10 protein-coding genes and 1 riboswitch are annotated in these 19,849 nt (G+C 73.4%); of the genes, 5 read left to right on the top strand and 5 right to left on the bottom strand.

What is annotated here, in order from left to right:
• Positions 1 to 34 precede the first annotated feature (34 nt).
• Positions 35 to 1,063 carry a polyphosphate kinase 2 gene (ppk2, locus tag MXD61_RS18725; RefSeq protein ID WP_248814778.1) on the bottom strand — a complete coding sequence of 343 codons (1,029 nt, stop codon included), beginning with the start codon at positions 1,061 to 1,063 and terminating at the stop codon, positions 35 to 37.
• A 419-nt stretch (positions 1,064 to 1,482) separates the two neighbouring features.
• On the opposite strand from ppk2, the gene MXD61_RS18720 reads away from it, so the two are divergent.
• Both MXD61_RS18720 and MXD61_RS18715 read left to right on the top strand, forming a co-directional pair.
• Positions 1,483 to 3,327, top strand: a complete 1,845-nt coding sequence (locus MXD61_RS18720; RefSeq protein ID WP_248814777.1) for an LppP/LprE family lipoprotein — start codon at positions 1,483 to 1,485, stop codon at positions 3,325 to 3,327.
• A gap of 261 nt (positions 3,328 to 3,588) precedes the next feature.
• Positions 3,589 to 5,382 carry a serine/threonine-protein kinase gene (locus tag MXD61_RS18715; RefSeq protein ID WP_248814776.1) on the top strand — a complete coding sequence of 598 codons (1,794 nt, stop codon included), beginning with the start codon at positions 3,589 to 3,591 and terminating at the stop codon, positions 5,380 to 5,382.
• A gap of 83 nt (positions 5,383 to 5,465) precedes the next feature.
• On the opposite strand, the gene MXD61_RS18710 is transcribed toward MXD61_RS18715, so the two are convergent.
• Both MXD61_RS18710 and bluB read right to left on the bottom strand, forming a co-directional pair.
• A complete protein-coding gene (locus MXD61_RS18710) occupies positions 5,466 to 8,006 on the bottom strand; it encodes a serine/threonine-protein kinase (RefSeq protein ID WP_248814775.1) in 2,541 nt (846 codons plus the stop codon).
• 768 nt (positions 8,007 to 8,774) lie between these two features.
• Positions 8,775 to 9,461, bottom strand: coding sequence for a 5,6-dimethylbenzimidazole synthase (gene bluB, locus MXD61_RS18705; protein ID WP_248814774.1), 687 nt, complete (start codon positions 9,459 to 9,461; stop codon positions 8,775 to 8,777).
• A gap of 29 nt (positions 9,462 to 9,490) precedes the next feature.
• A riboswitch (cobalamin riboswitch) is annotated at positions 9,491 to 9,692 on the bottom strand.
• 206 nt (positions 9,693 to 9,898) lie between these two features.
• On the opposite strand from bluB, the gene MXD61_RS18700 reads away from it, so the two are divergent.
• From MXD61_RS18700 to MXD61_RS18690, 3 genes are all read left to right on the top strand, one after another.
• Positions 9,899 to 12,118: a serine/threonine-protein kinase gene (locus MXD61_RS18700; RefSeq protein WP_308222786.1), complete on the top strand. Its 2,220-nt coding sequence runs from the start codon at positions 9,899 to 9,901 to the stop codon at positions 12,116 to 12,118.
• A 168-nt stretch (positions 12,119 to 12,286) separates the two neighbouring features.
• Positions 12,287 to 12,475, top strand: coding sequence for a hypothetical protein (locus MXD61_RS18695; RefSeq protein ID WP_248814772.1), 189 nt, complete (start codon positions 12,287 to 12,289; stop codon positions 12,473 to 12,475).
• Positions 12,475 to 14,529: an HEXXH motif domain-containing protein gene (locus MXD61_RS18690; protein ID WP_248814771.1), complete on the top strand. Its 2,055-nt coding sequence runs from the start codon at positions 12,475 to 12,477 to the stop codon at positions 14,527 to 14,529. The genes MXD61_RS18695 and MXD61_RS18690 overlap by 1 nt, the downstream gene beginning before the upstream one ends.
• On the opposite strand, the gene fxsT is transcribed toward MXD61_RS18690, so the two are convergent.
• A complete protein-coding gene (gene fxsT, locus MXD61_RS18685; protein WP_248814770.1) occupies positions 14,475 to 18,269 on the bottom strand; it encodes an FxSxx-COOH system tetratricopeptide repeat protein in 3,795 nt (1,264 codons plus the stop codon). The genes MXD61_RS18690 and fxsT overlap by 55 nt on opposite strands.
• On the bottom strand, positions 18,266 to 19,798 hold the full coding sequence (locus tag MXD61_RS18680) for a hypothetical protein (protein WP_248814769.1): 1,533 nt from the start codon (positions 19,796 to 19,798) through the stop codon (positions 18,266 to 18,268). Before MXD61_RS18680 ends, fxsT begins: the two co-directional genes overlap by 4 nt.
• Positions 19,799 to 19,849 lie beyond the last annotated feature (51 nt).

Raw genomic sequence — 19,849 nt, 5'->3', positions numbered from 1 at the left:
TGCCGGCTTTCCAGGGGCCGGCGTGGGGCGCCGGTCAGTGCAGGGTGGGGAAGGTGCGGTCGGCCTTCTCGCCGGTCTCGAGGAGGTTCGCGGCCCGACCGACGACGAGCGGGTCGGGGATGCCGACGATGGACTCGTCCTTGCCGGTGTAGTCGAAGCGGTGCAGCACGTGGCGCATCGCCTCGAGGCGGGCGCGCTTCTTGTCGTTGCTCTTCACCACCGTCCACGGCGCTTCGGTCGTGTCGGTGTAGAAGAACATCGCCTCCTTGGCGTCGGTGTAGTCGTCCCAGCGGTCGAGGGAGGCGAGGTCCATCGGGCTGAGCTTCCACTGCCGCACCGGGTCGATCTGGCGGACGATGAACCGGGTCTGCTGCTCCCGGCGCGACACCGAGAACCACAGCTTGATGACGGTGATGCCGCTGCGGGTCCACATCCGCTCAAGCTCGGGGGCCTGGCGCAGGAACTCGCGGTACTCCCCGGGTGAGCAGAACCCCATCACCCGTTCCACCCCGGCCCGGTTGTACCAGGAGCGGTCGAACAGGACGATCTCGCCGGCGGCCGGCAGATGCTGGACGTAACGCTGGAAGTACCAGGAGTCCTTCTCCCGCGGGGAGGGCTTCTCCAACGCCACCACCCGGGCGCCGCGCGGGTTGAGATGCTCGGTGAACCGTTTGATCGTCCCGCCCTTGCCTGCGGCGTCGCGGCCCTCGAAGGCGAGCACCAGGCGCTGGCCGGTCTCCTTCACCCAGTACTGCAGCTTCAGCAGTTCGATCTGCAGCAGCCGCTTGGCGCGCTCGTAGTCGGCCCGCGCAAGGCGCTCGTCATAGGGGTAGTTCTCCCGCCAGGTGTCGACCGGAGTGCCGTCCGGACGCAGCAGGATCGCCTCGTCGTCGTCCTCGTCCCGCACGCGCAGTCCGGCCAGGCTCGCGGCCTGGGCGCCGACCTGCTCGGCGAGACCGGCCGCACCCAGCCAGCCGTGCAGCCCGTTTCCCACCGCGCCGTACGTCAGGGGGGCCGCCTGGTCGTCGGCGCCCTTGGGGATGACCCGTTCGACCTCGGTCACAGTGGCCTCCCTCTCGTGCGTACGCACGTATGTGCAAGCCTGACCGGCCAACCGTACGGATCCGGTCAGACCGTCAGTTGACGGGCGGACGAACGCCAGATGACACGAAGGTGGGGCCCCTCGGCCCTGGCCGGGAAGCACATCGACCGTCTGGCGCCCTGTCGGGAACCCGACAGCCCGCCGCGCGCGACGGGGGTTGAGTGCGCGCCGACCGCGGGCTACTGCGATCATCCTGCGGATGAACTACCCGGACGACCTTCTCGTCAACCATCAGACAGTCACGAGAAGGCCCAAAATTATCTACGGATTGTGATTGTTGCCTGTGGGGATGCGGGCATCGGTGGCGCTACGACACAATTCTTCCGGCCCGACTGTCGCGCCGCCGCCCGGACCTGGGCACCCGCAGGAGAGGAACAGGTGTGCTGACCCCCCTGACGTCGGACGATCCGCAGCGGATCGGCCCGTACCGGCTGGCGAACCGTATCGGGGCCGGTGGGATGGGCGTGGTCTACCTCGGGTTCGGCGCGGATGGCGGCCCGGCCGCGGTGAAGGTTCCCACCGGTGGGCTCGCCGACGATCCGGAGTTCCGCGCCCGGTTCCGCCAGGAGGTCGCGGCGGCCCGGCGGGTCCGCGGCAGCACGGTGGCGGCTGTCCTCGACGCCAATCTCACCGGTGAACGTCCGTGGATGGCCACCGAGTACGTCGAGGGTCGCAGCCTCGCCGACGCGGTGGCCACCCGTGGGCCGTTGGACGAGCGGCTGGTCCAGGGCCTCGCGATCGGCCTGGCCGACGCACTGGTGGCCATCCACGAGGCCGGCGTCGTGCACCGCGACCTCAAGCCCGCGAACATCCTGATGGCCTGGGACGGCCCGAAGGTCATCGACTTCGGCATCGCCCGGGCGTCGGACAGTACCAGCCACACCCGCACCGGCATGCTGATCGGCACCCTGGTCTGGATGGCCCCGGAACAGCTACGTGGTGAACGGGCCGACGCCGCCGCCGACATCTTCGCCTGGGGGGCGTGTGTGGCGTTCGCGGCCGCCGGCCGTCCACCGTTTCGTGGGGAACGGGCCGAGGCCATCGGTATGCAGATCCTGACCGCCGAACCCGACCTGACCGGCCTGCCCGCCGCCCTGGCCGGGCCCGTGCGCGACGCGCTCGCGAAGGAACCCGCCGCGCGCCCGAGCGCCGCGGACCTGCTGGCCCGGCTGCTGGGCCGGGACCTGCGCTCGGCCGCGGCCTCCGACGAGGCCAGCGAGACCGCCCTCGCCCAGATCTGGTCGCTGCCACCCACCCCGCCCCAGGGGCCGCCCCCCACCGACTTCTCCGCCCGCACCCGACGCGCACCCGACACCCCCCGCCGCGCCGCCGCCGGCTATGGCACCGCCGGTTACGGTGCCGGCGGCCAGGGCCCGGCCGGCCGGGACGCCAGCGGCTACCGAGGTGGCGGTCAGGGCGCCGCCGGCCACGACGCCGGCAGGTACGGCGCGGACGGCTACGGCGCGGCGTACAACCACGGGGCACAGAACCACGGGGCACAGAACCACGGGGCACAGAGCTACGGTTCGCAGAGCTACGGGCCGTCGTCCGGGGGGGACGGGGGTCGGTCGGGCGGCGGGCGCGGCGCGATCATCGCCGGGGTGCTGCTGGCGGTGGTGCTGCTGGGCGGTGGGATCGCGGCCGCGGTGGCGCTCACCGGCGACCACAACGGCGGGGACACACCCGTCACCACGTCCAGCAGCCTCGATGCGACGGCCAGCACCACGCCGACCTCGTCGACGCCGACCGCGCCGGCCACGACCAGCGCCACGACCGCCACGCCCAGCACGTCCCCCACCCCGAGCCAGACGCCGACCAGCACGCCGTCGGCGACGCCGAAGGTGCTGTCCACCGACGAGGCGGCACAGATCATCCGCGGTAAGGGCTACGACCCGGACCTGAGCACCTACCAGGAGGACCGGCGGCTCAACGTGGTGATCGGGACCGGTGGGTCCGCCGGGGGCAACCCGCAGCAGTTCGCCTTCGTCTTCGCCGACGGCGAGTACCGCGGCACGGACACCTCGGCGCCGAGCGCCCACATCACCCTCGTCCGCCAACCGAACAACTACCGGGTCACCCTGCGCTATGCCACGTTCGATCCGCAGGACCAGCCCAACGCCCCCTCCGGCCACGCCGACGTGCGCTTCGAGTGGACGGGCACGGCCTTCACCGCGCTGGACACGATCCCGCCCAACGACCCGAACGCCACGGGCAGTCGCCGGTAGACGCCGGTAGCCACAGGTGGCGACGCGCCCACCTCGACTGGCTGGGCCCAGCCGGTCGGACCCACACGCTAACGTCTGGAGGCAGCATGGACGGCACCCCCGGACCATGCTGCCACGGCGGTCGGGCCGTCCCGTCGAACGTGATCAGAACGTGATCGGAGGAGCGACCATTTCGGCGCAGGTCGGGCGGTCCGCGGCGAGCGGTCGACTCCCACGGCAGCGGGGTGCCGGCGGCGCCCTCTCCGGTGGCGAGGCCGGGCCGTGCTGACCCCGCTGGTCGAGGGTGACCCGCGCCGGGTCGGCCCGTTCACGATCCACAACCGCATCGGCGCCGGCGGGATGGGCACGGTCTATCTCGGGTTCAACGCCGAGGGGCGGGCGGCGGCGGTCAAGGTGCCCGACGCCCGGTTCGCGGGCGACCCCGAGTTCCGGGAGCGGTTTCGTCGTGAGGTCGCGGCGGCCCGGCGCGTCCACGGGCGGGCGGTCGCCGCCGTGCTCGACGCCGATCCGGATGCCGCCGCCCCGTGGCTTGCCACCGAGTACGTCGAGGGCACCAGTCTGGCCGACGCGGTACTGCGCCACGGGCAGATGGAGGAGCGCCTGCTGCACGGGTTCAGCGTGGGGCTCGCCGACGCGCTGATCGCGATCCACGCCGTCGGCGTCGTGCACCGCGATCTCAAACCCTCGAACATCCTGCTGGCCTGGGACGGCCCGAAGGTCATCGACTTCGGCATCGCCCGGGCCACCGGCACCCCCAGCCACACCCGCACCGGCATTCTCATCGGCACCCTGGCCTGGATGGCACCCGAGCAGCTGCGCGGCGAGCGGGCCGGCCCCGCCGCCGACATCTTCGCCTGGGGAGCCTGCGTGACCTACGCGGCGACCGGGCATCCGCCGTTCGCCTCCGAAGAGCCCGATGTGCTCACCCGGATGCGCGAGGACCGTCCGCCCGACATCGCCGGTGTGCCCGACGCGCTGGTCGGGCTTGTCCGGGCCGCCCTCGCCCGCCACCCGCAGGACCGGCCAAGCGCCGCCGACCTGGTCCGCGGCCTGGTCGCGGACCCTCAGGTCCGCACGCCCGCGGATGCCGACCGGGCCGCGGCGCTGGCACTCACACCGTGGCAGTCCCATCCGCCACCGAGCACCCCCGAGCGGCCCGCCGCGGCGCTCGACCCCGACCGACCCGACCAGCCGACCCATCCCCTGGCGCTGCGTCCGACCCCACCGCCGCATGACGACGGATCGGCCGGCACCGTGCCGGTGCCCCGCCGGCCCGGGCAGACCGACCCGCGCCTGGGCGCCGTGACCCAGCTCTCCGTCCACGATCCACGTGTGCTCGCCGGTGGGGTCGACCGCGGTGGGGTCGTCGCCGTGTCCGGCGGTGCTACCGGTGGGGCCGCGCGTGACTCCGGCGGCGCCCGCGGCCCGGTGGCGGCCGGCGGGTACGACCGCAGTGGCAGTGACAGTGGTGGTGGCAGCGGCGATGGCGGGGGCGGGCGGGCGGAGGGGGCCGCGGGGCCGCCGGGCGGTGGGCGTCGTCTTGACGCGGTGTTCGGCTGGTTGCCGGCGCCTTGGCGTCGGGCCGCGCCGCTGGCCAGCGCCGCGTTGCTGATCGTGCTGCTGGCCAGTGTCGTCGTCGCGTTCGCCGCCACCGGCGGTGCGCACCCGCGGGTGGAGCCGACTCCGCCGCCGGCGCAGGGCGGTCTGGCACCGGGGCCGGGAGGCGACCCGGGTGCCGGCGGCGCCGGAGCGGACGGTCGCGGTGGCGCGCATCGGGGCCCGTCGGCGCCGACCCGAAGCCGACCGGTCGGGCCCGATGGCACGCTGGCCCCGTCCCCTGTCGGCCCGTCGGCCACCACCAGGGTCACGACGACGCCCAGCCTCCCGGGTTCCGCGAGTCCCACGCCGTCCCCGACCACCGGTCCGACCTCCGGGGCGTCCCCGACCGTCGGGCCGACCACCAGCGCCGAGCCGACGCTCGGCGCGTCCCCGTCCGCCGGCTGCCCGACAGGCCCACCCAACGGCCAGGCCGGCGGCACACCGCCACCCTGCTGACGGACGTCCCACCCGGGTCGACCTCGAAGGCCGGGTGGATCACACCATCGCGCCGGGTGGGTCACACCATCGCGCCGGGTGGGTCACACCATGACGATCCCGGCGCGGGTGCCCTCGGCGGAGACCAGTGACTGCCAGCCACGCCCGGTCGGGCAGGCGGTGCCGTCCGAGGAGGGGACGTCGCAGGTGGGCGTCGAACCGGCGCTCGCGGTCGACGTCGACCTGCCGGTGGGTCTGATCGTCGGCAACGCCGTCGCCCGCACGGTCGGCTTCGCGGTCGTGGGCCTGGCCGATGTGGGTTCGGGCGATGGTTCGCTGGTCTGCGACGGCGGATCAGGGTCGGGTGTGCGGGTCGGTGACGGCGGGGCATGGGTGGGCGTCGGGGCGCTGCTGGGCTCCGGGGCGGCCGGCGACGGTGTCGCCCGGGTCGGCGCCGGGGCCGGAGCCGCCGGTCCCGCGCCGCCACCCGCGCCCCGGGTGGCCGCGGTCGAGCCGCCCACCCTCGTCCGACCGTCCTGCGAGGTGGCGGGGCCGGTCAGCCCGGTGCCACCCTGACCATCCGCGCCGCCCGGTCCGGCGGGAATCCCCGTCGTGCCGATACCGGCTCCCGGCGACACCGGCACGCCCCCGGGCGTCCCTCCGCTGACCTGGGATGTCGGTGTCGGAGCCGACGGCGAGTCGCCACCGCCACCGAGCGCGGCGACCACCACCGCGACGAGCACCAGGGTCAGTCCGATCGCACCGATCACGACCCACCGGCGGTACTCACCCATCCGGGAGCGGGAGCCCGGAGCCCGATGCCCGCCACCGCCACCGCCACCGCCAGTCGACGAACGCCGATCCCCCGCCCCGCCTGTGCCCCCCGGACGGACCGGACGTTGACCGGACGTCCCACGCCCGCCCGCGGCACGCACCGCGGTCTCGGCCGCGGCCGCCGAGACGGCCGTGGACGCGGCGGCGGGAGCACCAGCCGCCTTCTTCGACGCCGCGGCACCACCGGTCAACGGCGGGGCCATGACCGTCACCGCGGAGTCGGGATGCGAACCGCCCGCCGGCTCCGCCCGCCCCGCCGATGCGCCCGACGACCCCGCCGACGCACGTGACCCCGCCGACGCACGCGTGCCCGCCGACGAACGTGATCCGGAAGTCGAACGCGGCGCTGACGGCGAACGCGCCCCCGAGGACGAGCGGGCTCCGGACGAGCGCGCCCCGGGCACAGCCGTCCGACCGGCCGGTGGTGGTACCAACTCGGTGTGCTCGGTGGGAGCCGTGTCGAGCCCGGGGTGTGGCAGGGGCAGGGACGGCGGCACCGGAGTCGGCGTGGTGACCGGTTCCTCGGCGTCGGCCTCGTCACCGGTCCTGGCGTCGCTCTTGGCGTCGGTCCCGCTTGCGGTCCCACTTCCGGTGCCACGTGCGGTCTCGGTCTTCGGCTCGGTCTCGGATGCGGTCCGCGCGGCGGCTGCCGGACGTCCCGTCGCTGACCGGAGCATCGAGGGGATGGCCACCGGGGTGGTCGCCGGCTCGTCGAAGCCGGCCACCGCGGAACCAGCGGCATCCGCGGGGGATGACGGGTCCGCAGGCGACGACGGGGACGACGGGGACGACGGGGACGAGGGATCGACGGGAACGGCCGCCTTGTCGCCGGTGGTTGTGGCCGGCAGCGACGTCAGCAGCGCCGCCGCCTCGCCGGACGCACCCGAGCGGACGGCGACAGGCACCCAGGAGGGAACACCGGTCCGCGAGCGGACCTGCTCAGGCACGGGAATCGAGTGGACCCGGCTCGAGGCGGGGGGCGTGTCCAGGCCAAGACCGGCGGCCATCCCCGCGAGACCAGGCAGCAGGGCCCGCAGCTGATCGACGTCGGGCCGCTGCTGCGGGTCCTTCGCGAGCATCGCGGCCAGCACGGCCCACAGCTCGTCGGGGATGCCCGGTGGCCGTCCCGGCGCGAGGTCCGCGTGCGCACGCAGGATGGAGAGCATCTCCCGGCCGGCGAACGGCGCGACGCCACAGAGCATCTCGTAGAGCATCGTTCCGGCGGCGTAGACGTCCGCGGCCGGGCCGACCACTCCCCCGTCGACGCTTTCCGGCGCCATGTACAGCGGGGTGCCGAGCATCCCGCCGGGGACGGTCAGGCGGGTCGCCGAGGCGCACAGCCCGGCGATCCCGAAGTCGGAGACCTTGGGCTGCGAGGTCCCGTCCCGCCGGTCGAGCAGCACGTTCTCCGGTTTGAGGTCACGATGGACGATGCCCAGCCGGTGCGCGGTCGCCAGCCCGGTGAGGATGTCGACGATCAGGCCGACCGCCTCGGCGGGCGGTAGCGTGCGCCGTCGATGCAGTTCCTGGCGCAGGTCCGAACCGTCGACGTACTCCATCACGATGGCCAGATCACCGCGTTCGGCGACCAGGTCGTGAATGGCCACCACGAACGGCGACTGAACCCGGATCAGGATGGCGCGTTCCCGCATGAACCGGGCGACCACGCCAGGGTCGGCGGTGAAATGTGGCAGCAGCAGTTTGAAGGCAAGAACATTGCCTGCCTCGTCATGGCCGCGCCACACCTCGCCCATGCCGCCCCGGCCGACCCGGGTCAGCAGGGTGTAGGAACTTCCCAGCCTTCTAACCACTGCTTCTTCTCACCACTGCTGGCCATCACCACTTCGCTACGCAGTTCCAGGTCGATTCCGCCGGCGTCTCCCCCATGCGTCGCGCGCGTCGCCCCCTCCCGCGCCGGAGCCGGCAGCCTGACTGCCGTCGTTCTCCGTACGCCCGCGGGCACGGACCACTACCCGGCGGTCCCAGGTGCGGTCCCTGGTCAGGATGCCGGACGACGTCGAGCGCACGGTCCGAGGTGAATATGGGTTTCATCACCGGGGGTGGACGGTTCCCCCGCGAACCCGTCGGTATGCCAGGCCGCGGCCACCGCGACGGGTCCGCGACCCGCCCGCGTCCGGGTGGCCACCACCATCCCGAGGGCCACCTGGATGGCCCGAACGGGCAGCCCACAAACGGGCCCGGTCCCGAACCCCGACCGAGACCCTGGAATGCCGAAGGGGCCTGGAATGCCGAAGGGGCCTGGAATGCCGAAGGGGCATAGCCCCAATACCGAACGCCGCAGACCTGATACCGAACGCTCGCAGCGCTGGAACCGAGGACCGAGGACCGAGGACCGAGGACCGAGGACCGAGAATCGGGGACCGTGGACCTGATGCCGAGGCCTGGTAGGTGTGATGCCGAGGGTTGTTCAAGGATTGCGACCTCTCCCCTGCCAAACAACCCTCGGCATGCGGCCGAGGCCGGCATGTGCACGAGCGGACGAACAGGCGGACGAACGGGTGGATGAACGGGCGGATGGGCGAACGACCGACCGTGGCCTCGTCACGGCTCGGTCTGGGTCACGGCTCGGTCTCGGTCTCGGTCTCGGGACGGGCCTGCCACCGCTCGCGGTGCAGGACGTCGGCCAGCGGGCGGCGTCGGGCCCAGCCGTGCCGCTCCAGGTCGGGCAGTTCACGCAGGGCCGTCACCGGGCCCAGGCACAGCCAGGCGACCGGGCGGATGCCGGCCGGGATCGCGAGCAGGTCGCGGACGAACGGTTCGCGGTAGAACGACACCCAGCCGACGCCGAGGCCCTCCGCGGTCGCGGCCAGCCACAGGTTCTGCACCGCCAGGCAGACCGAGTAGAGCCCGGTGTCGGCGATCGCATGCCGGCCCAGCACCGCGGGGGCACCGCGGGCCGGGTCGTAGGTGACGACCAGCGACAGCGAGGACGCCAGCACCCCGTCGATGCGGATCGGGGCGAACCGGGCGGCCTGCGCGGCGTCCAGGGACTCGGTGAACACCGCCCGCTCGCGCTGGACATGCGCGGCGAAGGCACGCCGGGTGGCGAGGTCGGTGACGACGACGAAGTCCCAGGGCTGGCTCAGCCCGACACTCGGCGCGGCATGCGCGGCGGCGAGCACGCGGTGCAGCACCGCGTCGGGCACCGGGGCGCCGGTGAACTCGCCGCGTACATCCCGGCGGCGATACAGCAGGTCGTAGAGGGTTTCGGTCTCGATGGTGCGACGATCACGTTCGGTGGACACGCCAGGCTCCCGCTGCCGGGCCGCCGGTGAGGGCGGCGCTGTGGCGGGGCCGGTCTTCGGACTCCCGGATCGACGCCGACCGCCCGCCTTCCCAGGCCGATCCGGCCCAGTGGCTGCGTGGGAGACGCGTGGGCGGCTGCTCCCCGGTCACCGCGGCGGGCCCGTGCCGGACTTCCACCGGCTTCCCGATTCTTCCCGGTCACCCGGGACACCCCGCATACGTTGCCGGGGCGGACGCTACCCGCTCGCCGGGTCCGGCCTGCCGGTTCGTCACCCGTCCGGGCCAGTCACGCGCGGGACGAACGGCGCGACCGTCGGCGCAGGAGCGGCGGGAGAGCCGGCGGGTTGCGGCCGAACCGTGAAAACGGCGCCCGGGCCCCATTTCCCGAGGACTTTTCACTCCGGTATGGTTCCTCCGAGCAGCCGGGCTCACCGGAGTGCAACTGGTCGGATCACGTCGGACGGGGAGCAGCGTGACGGTCGGCCCGGGATTCCCGCCTGGCGAACGTCCAGTGCCGGGTGTCGGCGCTGGCGGCCGGTGGGAGCTGCCCGGACTACCCCTTCGCCCGCACGATCCGGACGAAATCGGACCATATCGCCTGCGGCGTGTTCTCGGCGAAGGCGGGATGGGGACCGTCTACTATGCCGCCCGCGACGGGGCCGCCCCGGTGGCGGTCAAAGCCATCCGTTCCGAGTACGTCCTCGCGCCGGGTTTCCGGGGCCGATTCCTGCGGGAAATCGAGAACGCCCGGCAGGTGCAGCCCTTCTGCACGGCGGCGGTCCTCGACTTCGACACCGGTGACACTCCCTACCTGGTGACGGAGTATGTCAACGGCCCCGATCTGCGCCAGCAGATCACCTCCGGTGTGCCGCTGTCGGAGCACGACACCAAACGGTTCGCGATAGGTGTGGCCTCGGCGCTGCGGGCCATTCACAACGCCGGGGTGGTGCACCGGGATCTCAAGCCGGCGAACGTGCTGCTGGCCGTTCTCGGCCCGCGGGTCATCGACTTCGGGGTGGCCGCGGCGCTGGTCGGGCCCGCGCGCACGGGGGCCGACCGCGGCGACGATCCGGACGTCCCGCAGTGGCTGACCCCGGCCTACATGGCCCCGGAGCAGGCGCAGCGCGCCCGCCATCAGGGCAGTTTCGACATCTCCCGGCCGGCGGACGTCTTCGCCTGGGCCGGTGTGGTGCTGTACGCGGCGACCGGCCGGGCGCCGTTCGGTGAGGGCAGTTTCGCGGAGCTGTTCGACCGGGTCGTCTACGAGGAGCCGGATCTGTCCGGCCTCGCCCCCGACCTCGAGGTGATCGTCCGCCGGGCACTGCACAAGAACCCCTACCGTCGCCCCGACGCCGGCCAGCTGATCGCCAGCCTGCTGGGGGACGCCGAGGTGGAACCGGCCGACCAGGTCTGGGAGACCACGATCATCGCGCCACCGCGGCAGACGGTCCCCGAGCCGACCGGGAGGCCCCCTGACCTCCGGTCCCTGAACGGCGATGCGGGCGGCGCGAACGGCGCGGGCGCTGGGATCGCCACCGGCACCCGGGCGCCGGAACCGGGGCGGCCGCGGCGCCGTCGGCGCGCGGTGGCGGGCCTGATCGTGGCCATCGCGGCGGTCCTGGCCCTGGTCGCCGTGCTGGTGCCGACCTCGCCGATCTCCCCGTGGCATCCCTCCGCCCAGCTGGGGGCATGCGCGAACGTCAACATCTACACCGGGCAGCACGGCACCCCGTACAACGCCTACGGCAAGGAACTGGCCGCCCGCATCACCAAGCGCTATCCCGGTACCACCGTGGATGTGCTGGCCACCAACGGCACCGGCGACAACCTGCTGCGCCTGCAGGACCCGGCCGGCGCGACCTGCGCGACGGCCGTGGTCCAGCTCAACACCACCGTCGACGCGCGGTTCGGGGTCAACCAGTTCAGCAACATGCCGCTGACCGACCTGCGCACGGTCGGCCCGCTCTGGTTCGACCTGCTCCACCTGATCGTGCGGGCCGATTCGCCGATCACCACCGCGGCGCAGCTGTGTGACCGCAGGATCTCCACTGGTCTGAAAAGCTCCGGCACCGAACAGCTTGGTCAGGTGCTGTTTCAGAACCTGCTGAAATGCACACCGTCGAAGGTGGCCAGCGACCTTCCCCGGGGCCTGGCGGATCTGGCCGCCGGCCGCATCGACGGCCTGTTGTGGGCCGGCGGGGCACCAACCCCGCAGATTGTGCGGGCCCTGGGTGACGGGCTGCGGATACGGCTGTTGCCGCTGGCCGACGAACTTCCGGCGATGATGGCGAACTGGGACGCCGCCTACCGCTTCCGGCTCGGCGACAGGTTCATCGCCGGCCGGGTGTACGAGTCGGTGCCCGTGACCTCCGGCGACTATGGCGACGTGCCGGCGGTGAACACCATTGGTGCGCCCAACGGGCTGGTCGTCGACAAGGGCGCCGATCCTGATCTGGTCGCTTTCGCCGCACGCACCCTGGACATCCACCGCGCCGACTTCGAGCGGGCCCTGTGGGGGGCCGACGACGGGCGGCAGTTCCGCTCCGTCCACGACGCCATTTCGACCAGCTCGCTGTACTGCCTGGTCCCCCTGGCCAGCGCGGCCGAGAAGTACTACGAGGGCCTCGGTATCCGGGCGTCCTGCGCCTCGCGCTGATCCCTCGGCCGACCGTCGCCTTCCCCTTGTGTCACAGGGGATCGCCGCGTCACAAGGGCTGGTTGTGCGACACTCGAAATGCGGCCTTGACCTTCTGCCTGACAGGTGACGTTTCGGCTGCCGGTTTCGGCCACCGAGCGGAAACCGTCGGGGATGAACGGGAGCGCCATGGCTGACGCCACCCTCGGTCTGTACCTTGCCGACGTACGCGGGCTGAGTCTCGACAGACTCCGAAACAGCTCCGATGACACCCTGCGCCATGAGGTCGATCGCCTGCTCGACGACCTGGACCTGCGGTGCGCCTGGAGCAGGCGGGGCACCGGTGACAGCGGTGGCTGCTGGCAACGGCTGCGCTGATGCCCGCCGTGCCGCCTGGCCCGGCTCGCTCTGACCCGGCGGTGGGGCTGCACCGGCTGTCGGGGTCCGACCTCGACAGCCTGGCCCTGGGCGGGCTCGAGCCGGCCGTCGTGCGGCGCCTGCTGGACGCCGAGATCAGCCACCGCCGCATCGCGATGCGCGCGGTCCTCGAGCTGCTCGGCACCCGGCCGCAAGCGTCCGGCCCGCTGGCCCCGGTGGACGAGGCGTGGCAGCTGCTGGTCGAGGCGGAGCGCCGCAGCCCGCCGGCCGTGCGGGCGGTGCTCGACCAGCCGTTCACCGGGGCGTGGGCCGCCCGGCTGCTGCGCCGGCTGCGCGACCAGCCGCCCGCCGGCGTGCCGCTGTGGGTGGACGTCGGTTACCTGCACGCCCTGGCGGCCGCCGCCGCGGTGCGCGCCGGCTGTGCCGGTAGCCTCACGGTTCCCGCCCGCCACGGTGTCGTCCATCTGCCCTCCCTCGGCCACGCGCACCTGATGGGGCTGGACCCCTGGGACATCGCGACGGTCACCAGCACGACCATCGATTCCAGTACGACTCCCGGCACCGGCACCGGCACCGACCCGGACAACGGCCCGGACAACGGCCCGGGCAGCGGCCCGGGTACGGCGGTGTGGATCGTCGGCCCCGCGGACAGGGTCCGCGTTCCCGGTCCCGACCAGCCGGGCGGCCCGCCGGCCCCGGATGATCAGAACTCGGCGCCTCGATGGCGCCGGACCCGCACGGTCGACACCGGCCTGATCATCGAGGATGCCGACCCGTACCGCAGGGCGGACAGTGACGCCCGGCCGGAATGGCTGCCCGCCGCGGAGATCTCGCGGTGGGAGCGGCGTCTGGGCGCGGCCCGCGAGGTCCTGCGCACCGGTCATCCCGGGACCGCGGCGGCGGTCGACGCGGCGATCCTCACGGTCGTACCGGCTCCGTCCACCGCCCGTTTCCGATCGTTCAGCGCGACGTCCGGCGATGCCGTGGGCAGTGTCGTGATGTCGATGCCCACCGACGCGGTGGACGGCGCGGTCACCCTCGTCCACGAGGTGCGCCACTGCGTGCTGGGCGCCCTGCTGCACCTGGGTGAGCTGGTCGATCCGGCGGCGGCGCCGCATCTGCGCCGGGTCCCCTGGCGCGACGATCCGCGGCCCGCGCGCAGCGCCCTGCAGGGGGTGTACGCGTTCTTCGGCGTCACCGACTTCTGGCGTACCCAGCGCCGACGCGGCGCGGCGCAGGAGGCCATGCTCGCGCACCTCGAGTTCGCCCTGGGCCGCCGCGCCGTGTGGGAGACCGCCTGGGACCTGCTGCGGACCGGCCCGCTGACCGCGCTCGGGCGCCGTTTCGTGACCGGTGTCGTCACCACGGTGACCGGCTGGCTGACCGAACCCGTCCCGGCGCAGGCCGACCGTCTCGCGGAGCTGGTGACCGCGGATGCCCGCGCGTTGTGGGAGCTGCATCATCTCGCCGTGGCACCGCGGGCGGCACGCGCGCTCGCCGCGGCCTGGCGGGCGGGCGACGCGGCGCCCGTGGGGTCGCCCGCACCGGCGCGGCGACTCGAACCCGATCCGGATGTCCGCGCCCTGGACACCCGGGCCTGCCTGGCCCGGCTGTGGCTGGCCGACCGGGATGCCCTGCGGCGGATCGAACGCGACGAGCCGGCGCGGGCCTACCGCGGCGCCACCACCGCCGACTGCGCCCTCATCCGCGGCGACCATGATCTGGCCCTGACCCGCTACGCGGCGCTGCTGCGTCAGCCCGGTGAACAGCGGGGACAGACTGGTGAGCAGCGGGGACAGCCCGGTGAACAGCGGCGGCGGGCGCTCGTCGGGCTGGGCCTGGCCCTCGGTGAGCGGCACCCGGCGGGCCGCGTGCTGCTTCGACGGCCCGACCTGGTCGCGGCCGTGGCCCGGGAGATCACCGGTGGGGCCCTGCCGGCGCGGCTGGTGGAACTCGCCGGGTGGCTCGCCCCGCTCGTCCCCGCGCGGGAACAGTCGGGTCAGATGGGCATCGGGTCGATGTCGCAGTCCAGCCGAATCCAGGCGACCACCTGACGCGCGGCGGGATGGTCGCGGCCGAGCACCGTGTCGATCCGGATCAGGGTCCTGGCCTGTTGCTCGCGTGCCTCGTCGGTGCGATCGAGGGCCCGCAGGTCCATCGCGAGGTTCGCCGCGACCGCCAGGGTGGAGGGATGGCGCTCGCCGAGGGCACGCGTCGAGATCGCCAGCGTCAGTTCGTCGCGGTGCGACGCCGCGGCGAAGCGTCCGAGTGCGTGCAGATCGCTGGCCAGGTTCGTCGCCGCGGCGAGGGTGCTGGGATGCTCGGCGCCGAGCCGCTCGGTGTAGGCGGCGAACGTCTGCTCGTCGCGGTCGAGGGCGTCGGCGGCGCGACCGGCGAGACGGTCGATGACGGCGAGGTTGACCGCCGCCGCGAGGGTGTGCGGATGTGCCTCGCCGATCTTGTCCGTGTAGCGGCGCAGCGTCCGCAGGCACACGTCGCGGGCCTCCTGGAGCAACCCGGCGTGGCGCAGGTCGATCGACAGTCCCAGCGCCGCGGCCAGGGAGGACGGGTGTCGGCCGCCGTAGCGGTGGAAGAAGCGCTGTTCGACATCGCGCGACAGCACCAGCGCCCGCGGGTGGTCACCGGCCTTGCGATGGGCCACCGCCAGGTAGCGGATGGCATGCAGCCGGGCCGGATGGTTCTCGGTGAGGTCGTACACCCGCCGGAAGCGGGCCTCGATGTCCTCCTGCGCGGTTCGGGCGCCGAGATAGTCGCCGAGCTCACGGCGGTCCAGGGCGACCCCGGTCAGGCTGGTCAGGCTCTCGGTGTGGTCCTCGCCGTACAACCGCACCGCCTGCGTCCAGGTCTGTTCCCCCAGCACCAAGGACTCGCTGTACCGGCCGAGCAGACGCAGGCACACCGCCACGTTGTGGGCGGCGCCCAGGGTCTGCGGATCGTCGGGGCCGAACGCCCGGCGGGCACGGGTGTGGGCGTCCTGCGCGATCTCGAGCGCCGCCGCGAACTCGCCGCGCCAACGCCGGTCGGCACCGATGTTGCCCATCAGCTCGTTGGTCATCTCGGCGTCGGGGCCGTTGACCCGCATCGACAGTTCGTAGGTGCGCTGGTTGACCTCGGCGGCCTCGGCGTAGCGACCGACGACGACGAGCCCCCAGCCGAAACGCAGGCTCATCTGCAGGGTGTAGGGGTCCTCGTCGCCGAAGTCGGCCCGCCAGGCCTCGCTCACCCGGCGGGCGAACTCGGCACTGCCCTCGTGATCACCCCAGGACCACAGGTAGTCGCACAGGTTGATCAGCAGCTGACGGACCCGGGGGTCCTCGCACCGCTCGGTGTTGGAGGCGACCATGTGCGGATAGAGATCCGCGTAGGTCGACCACAGCGCCGGGTTGAGCGGGTCGTTCGGGTCGCTGGCCGCCAGCATCACATGGGCGCCGTGGCGCATGGTTCCCTGCTGCGGCGGGGTCATCCGGTTGACCAGCACGGCCTGCACCAGGCGGTGCATGACGATCGAGTTGTCGCGATGGTCGATGCGGGCCAGGGCGAACCGGTGGACGTCGCGGATCGCCCGGCTGAGTTTCACCGGGTCGCGCAGCGCCTCGTCCAGGGCTGGGGAGATCGTCTCGTTGAAAGCCCGGGACAGCAGTTGGCGGGAGATCGGCGTCGGTGCGAAGGACGCGCACACCTGCAGGAGTTCCAGCGCGGCCGGGTTGCTCTCGGCCAGCCGGTCCAGCGACACGTTCCACGCGGCGGTGACCGGACGCGGGTAGTCGGCCGGTGGGGTGTCCAGCAGCTCGGTCAGCTTGTCGTCGAGCAGTTGCAGGTACTCGGCGGCGGACATGCCCGTCTCGGCCCGCCAGGTCGCGGCGGTCTCGATCGCCAGGGGCAGGTCACCGAGGGCGGCGGCGAGCCGGTCGGCGTCGGTGTCGGTGAGCGGACCACCCCGGCTGCGCAGCAGGTCGACGCTCTCCTCGCGGCGGAACACCGCCACCTCGAGGGGACGACTCACATGGCCCCAACCGGGATTACGGGAGGTGACCAGAATCCGTCCGGTCGAGGAGGCGGGAACGTACTCCCGCACGGCCGCGGGATCGTCGGCGTTGTCGAACACCAGCAGCCAGCGTGGGTAGGGGTCGCCCAGACGCAGGGCCTCGACGACCTGGCGGACGGCGACGTTCGCCTCGGAGCCGACGTCGAGTCCGAGCCGCTGGCCCAGCTCGATGAACGCGTTGGCGATCTGGACGCTCTGCTCGGCGGGAATCCACCAGATCACATCGAAGTCGCCCAGATGCTGGTAGACGTACTCGGCGGCGAGCTGTGTCTTGCCGACCCCGCCCATCCCGTGCAGCGCCTCGGGCAGCACGGAGGTGATGCCCTCACGCAACCGGGTATCCAGGGCGTCCAACAGGTCGTGCCGGCCGGTGAAGTGCGGATTGCGCGAGGGCACGTTGCCCCACAGCCGCGGCAGGTGACCCGCGGACATCAGCGAGGTCGCCGCCGCCACGGTGGGCCCGCCGGACTCGGTGGGCCCGATGGGCACCGCCGCGTGCGGGTCCGGCGCCCTGGTGCCGGGTTCGGACCGGTCCGCGACGTCGGCGTCCCGCCGGCTGGCGGGCACCGCGCTCGAGGGCCCAGTGGCCTCGGTCATGAGTCGACCCACCCCAGTGATACTACTCATAGTGATGTGCTTTTCACTTTCAGTTTCGGGATGTGGATGTGGTGTCGGGGCGACCGCGCGACGCACTCGTTCGACGTCGGAGTGGGTGAGCTGGGCGCGCAGGGCGCCCCGCAGGTCCGGATCGGGTTCGAAGGTCGCGCGGGCCGCACCGGGGGCCAGCAGACCGAACGCGAACACCTCGGACAGATCCCGGCGGTGGGCGCCGGCGATGCCGGCGACGGCGCGCAGACCTCGCCGGCCAAGCGCGGGAACCGCCGCCAGCAGAGCGGCCAGGCGCTGCGCGGCGGGGGACGCGTAGGCACCGAAGTTCGCCAGCCGCTCCGCGGCTGACGGCGCCGACAGCGGTACCACCGGGTCCGCCGCCGAGGCGTCCGGACCGGTGAGGACCGCGGCGGTCTCGAACCAGCTCGCATCACGCGCGGCGACGAACCGAGCCCACCGGGCGATCCATCCCGCGTCGATCTCCAGCACGGGCACCGGCGCCGGCAGCGTGGACGGACCCGGCCGCTCGGCGCCCCCCGGCCCGCCGTAGTGCCACCGGCTCACCCGACCGGGTTCGTCCGGGCCGACCCCCAGCATCCGGACCCGCGTGGCACGCAGATCGCTCTGGTGCCAGGTGTGCGCCGCGAGCACGTCGAGGACCGCCACCGGCCCGCCGGTCGCCCACCCCGCGAGCACCCGCGCCATCTGCCCGGACTTCCAGGCCGGGCCCACCCCGTCGGTCAACAGCCAGGTCATCCGGGTCGCGGCGCGGCCCTGCTCGGGCAGGCCAGGGTCGACACGGCCCGGCGTGGACCGAAGGTAGCTGACGGCGACCGTGTGGAACGCGGGCTGGGCGCGCAGCGTCTCGGCCAGCGTGGGCACGGCGTCCGACCACACCGCGGAGAAGGTCGGGTTGGCATCGACCACGAGATGCAGATTCCAGGCCACCACCGGCAACGGATGCAGGGCACCCGTGAGCGTCTCGGTGAAGCCGTGCTCGCCCCAGCCGCTCGAGGGCAGGCCACCGCGCGGTGGCTCCCGCAGATACCGCAGCCGGGTCGGCTTGTCGGGCTGATCGTCGGCTGGCTGGTCCGCGCCGGGAGCGTCGTTCAGCGTCATGCGAACTCCCACCGGGTCGGCTCGACCGGCGACGACGCGACCCGGGTGCGCCCGGCGACCCGGCCGGGATCGTCCCACAGCAGGGTCGCCGTACGCCGGGCAGCCGCGTCCCGGACCTTCGCCGGGTCACCGAGCGCCGTGAGGTCACCCAGCGACTCCAGCCGGGCGAGGTTCTCGAGGCGGAACCGGTGCGGCAGGTCGAGCGGGCTGCCGGCCAGCAGCAGCGCGATCAGCGCGGCATCGCCGGCGGGCCGGTCGGGGTCGGCGTGCTCCCAGGCGGCGACGCCGATCCCGGCCTGCAGCGCGCCGGCGAGCTGGCGCTGGGCCGGCGTTCCGGGCATCGGCGGGCCGCTGATGGCGACCGCGGCGATCCGGTGGTCGGAGTCCAACCCGTAGACCCCGACCTGGGCGGCGTCCACCGCCAGCAGCGCACCCTCATCGGCCTGGGTGAGCGCGGCCCAGCGCTGCAACCAGCGAAACCGGGTGGCGATCGGCCAGTGGGCGCGCTCGAAGCTGCGCACCACCAGCGCATGATCCTGCAGCAGAAAGCGGTGGGTGCCACCGACCGACCGGCCCCAGCCGGTGACCGGCAGGGCCAGCTGTTCGGCCGGCAGGACGATCTCCACCGTCAGGGCGGCGAGCTCACCGGCGGGCAGCTCACCGGCGAAGACCTCCTCGGCCTCCTCGACGACGATGGCCGCGATCTCCTCGAACTGTTCGGTCGTCGCCGGCCGGGCCGGGCCGCGGTGGGCGACCGGCTCCCCCGCCCAGCCCAGCCACCACGCCGCGCGATAGGTGTGCGCCGGCCCGAGCGGCTGGAACTGCAGGAACGCCACGCAGGAACGTCGGGTGCGGGCCCAGCTGGAACAGGCGGCCGCGGCCAGCCTGGCCTCGTTGAGCCGCGGGGTGAGCGCCTCTCGGTAGGCCCGTGCGCACAGCCACGCCTCGACCCGCACCACCGTGGCCGGCGTGAGCAGATCGGCGCAGTGCAGCAGGAACACCGCGTGGGGCGCCAGGGTGCCCGGCTGCGGCTCCCGACCGGCCGCCCACACGAACAGCTGCCAGGCATCCGCGCAGTGGTGCGGCGGCTGGGCCGGGTAGCAGGCCTCCCGAAAGGCCCGGGTGGCCGACCGGGCCGGCACCCCGCCGAGCTCCGCCCGCAGCACCTCCCACAGGTCACCGGCCTGCTCGGCGACCGCGAGGGCCTCCCACTCGCCCTGCAGGCGGCGCAGACCGTGTAGCAGCGGGGAGCGCGGGCGCAGATCCTCGACCGCGTCGACCAGGGTCTGCACCCCGTCGGCGAGGTCATCGACGCATCCCGCCACGAACTGGTAGCACCAGTCTCGGGGAACGTCGAACTGCGGCAGGTACAGCCGGACCCCGGCGCGCCGCTCGAAGCAGCGCACCAGCAGCGCCCGCTGGGCCGGGTCGGTCGGGGCGGCGCTCTGATCAAGCACGTCAACGAAGTCACGCAGCAGATCCGCGCGCAGCGCATCACGCCGCGCGGACGGCAAACTACGCTGGGCCACGGCCCCCCCGGGTGCTCGCACCATGCCCGCCAGCGGCTGCGCACAGTCGCG

The sequence above is a fragment of the Frankia sp. AgPm24 genome (assembly GCF_023243055.1).
Taxonomy (GTDB): domain Bacteria; phylum Actinomycetota; class Actinomycetes; order Frankiales; family Frankiaceae; genus Frankia; species Frankia umida.
This window is presented reverse-complemented; position numbering and strand designations above follow the sequence as displayed.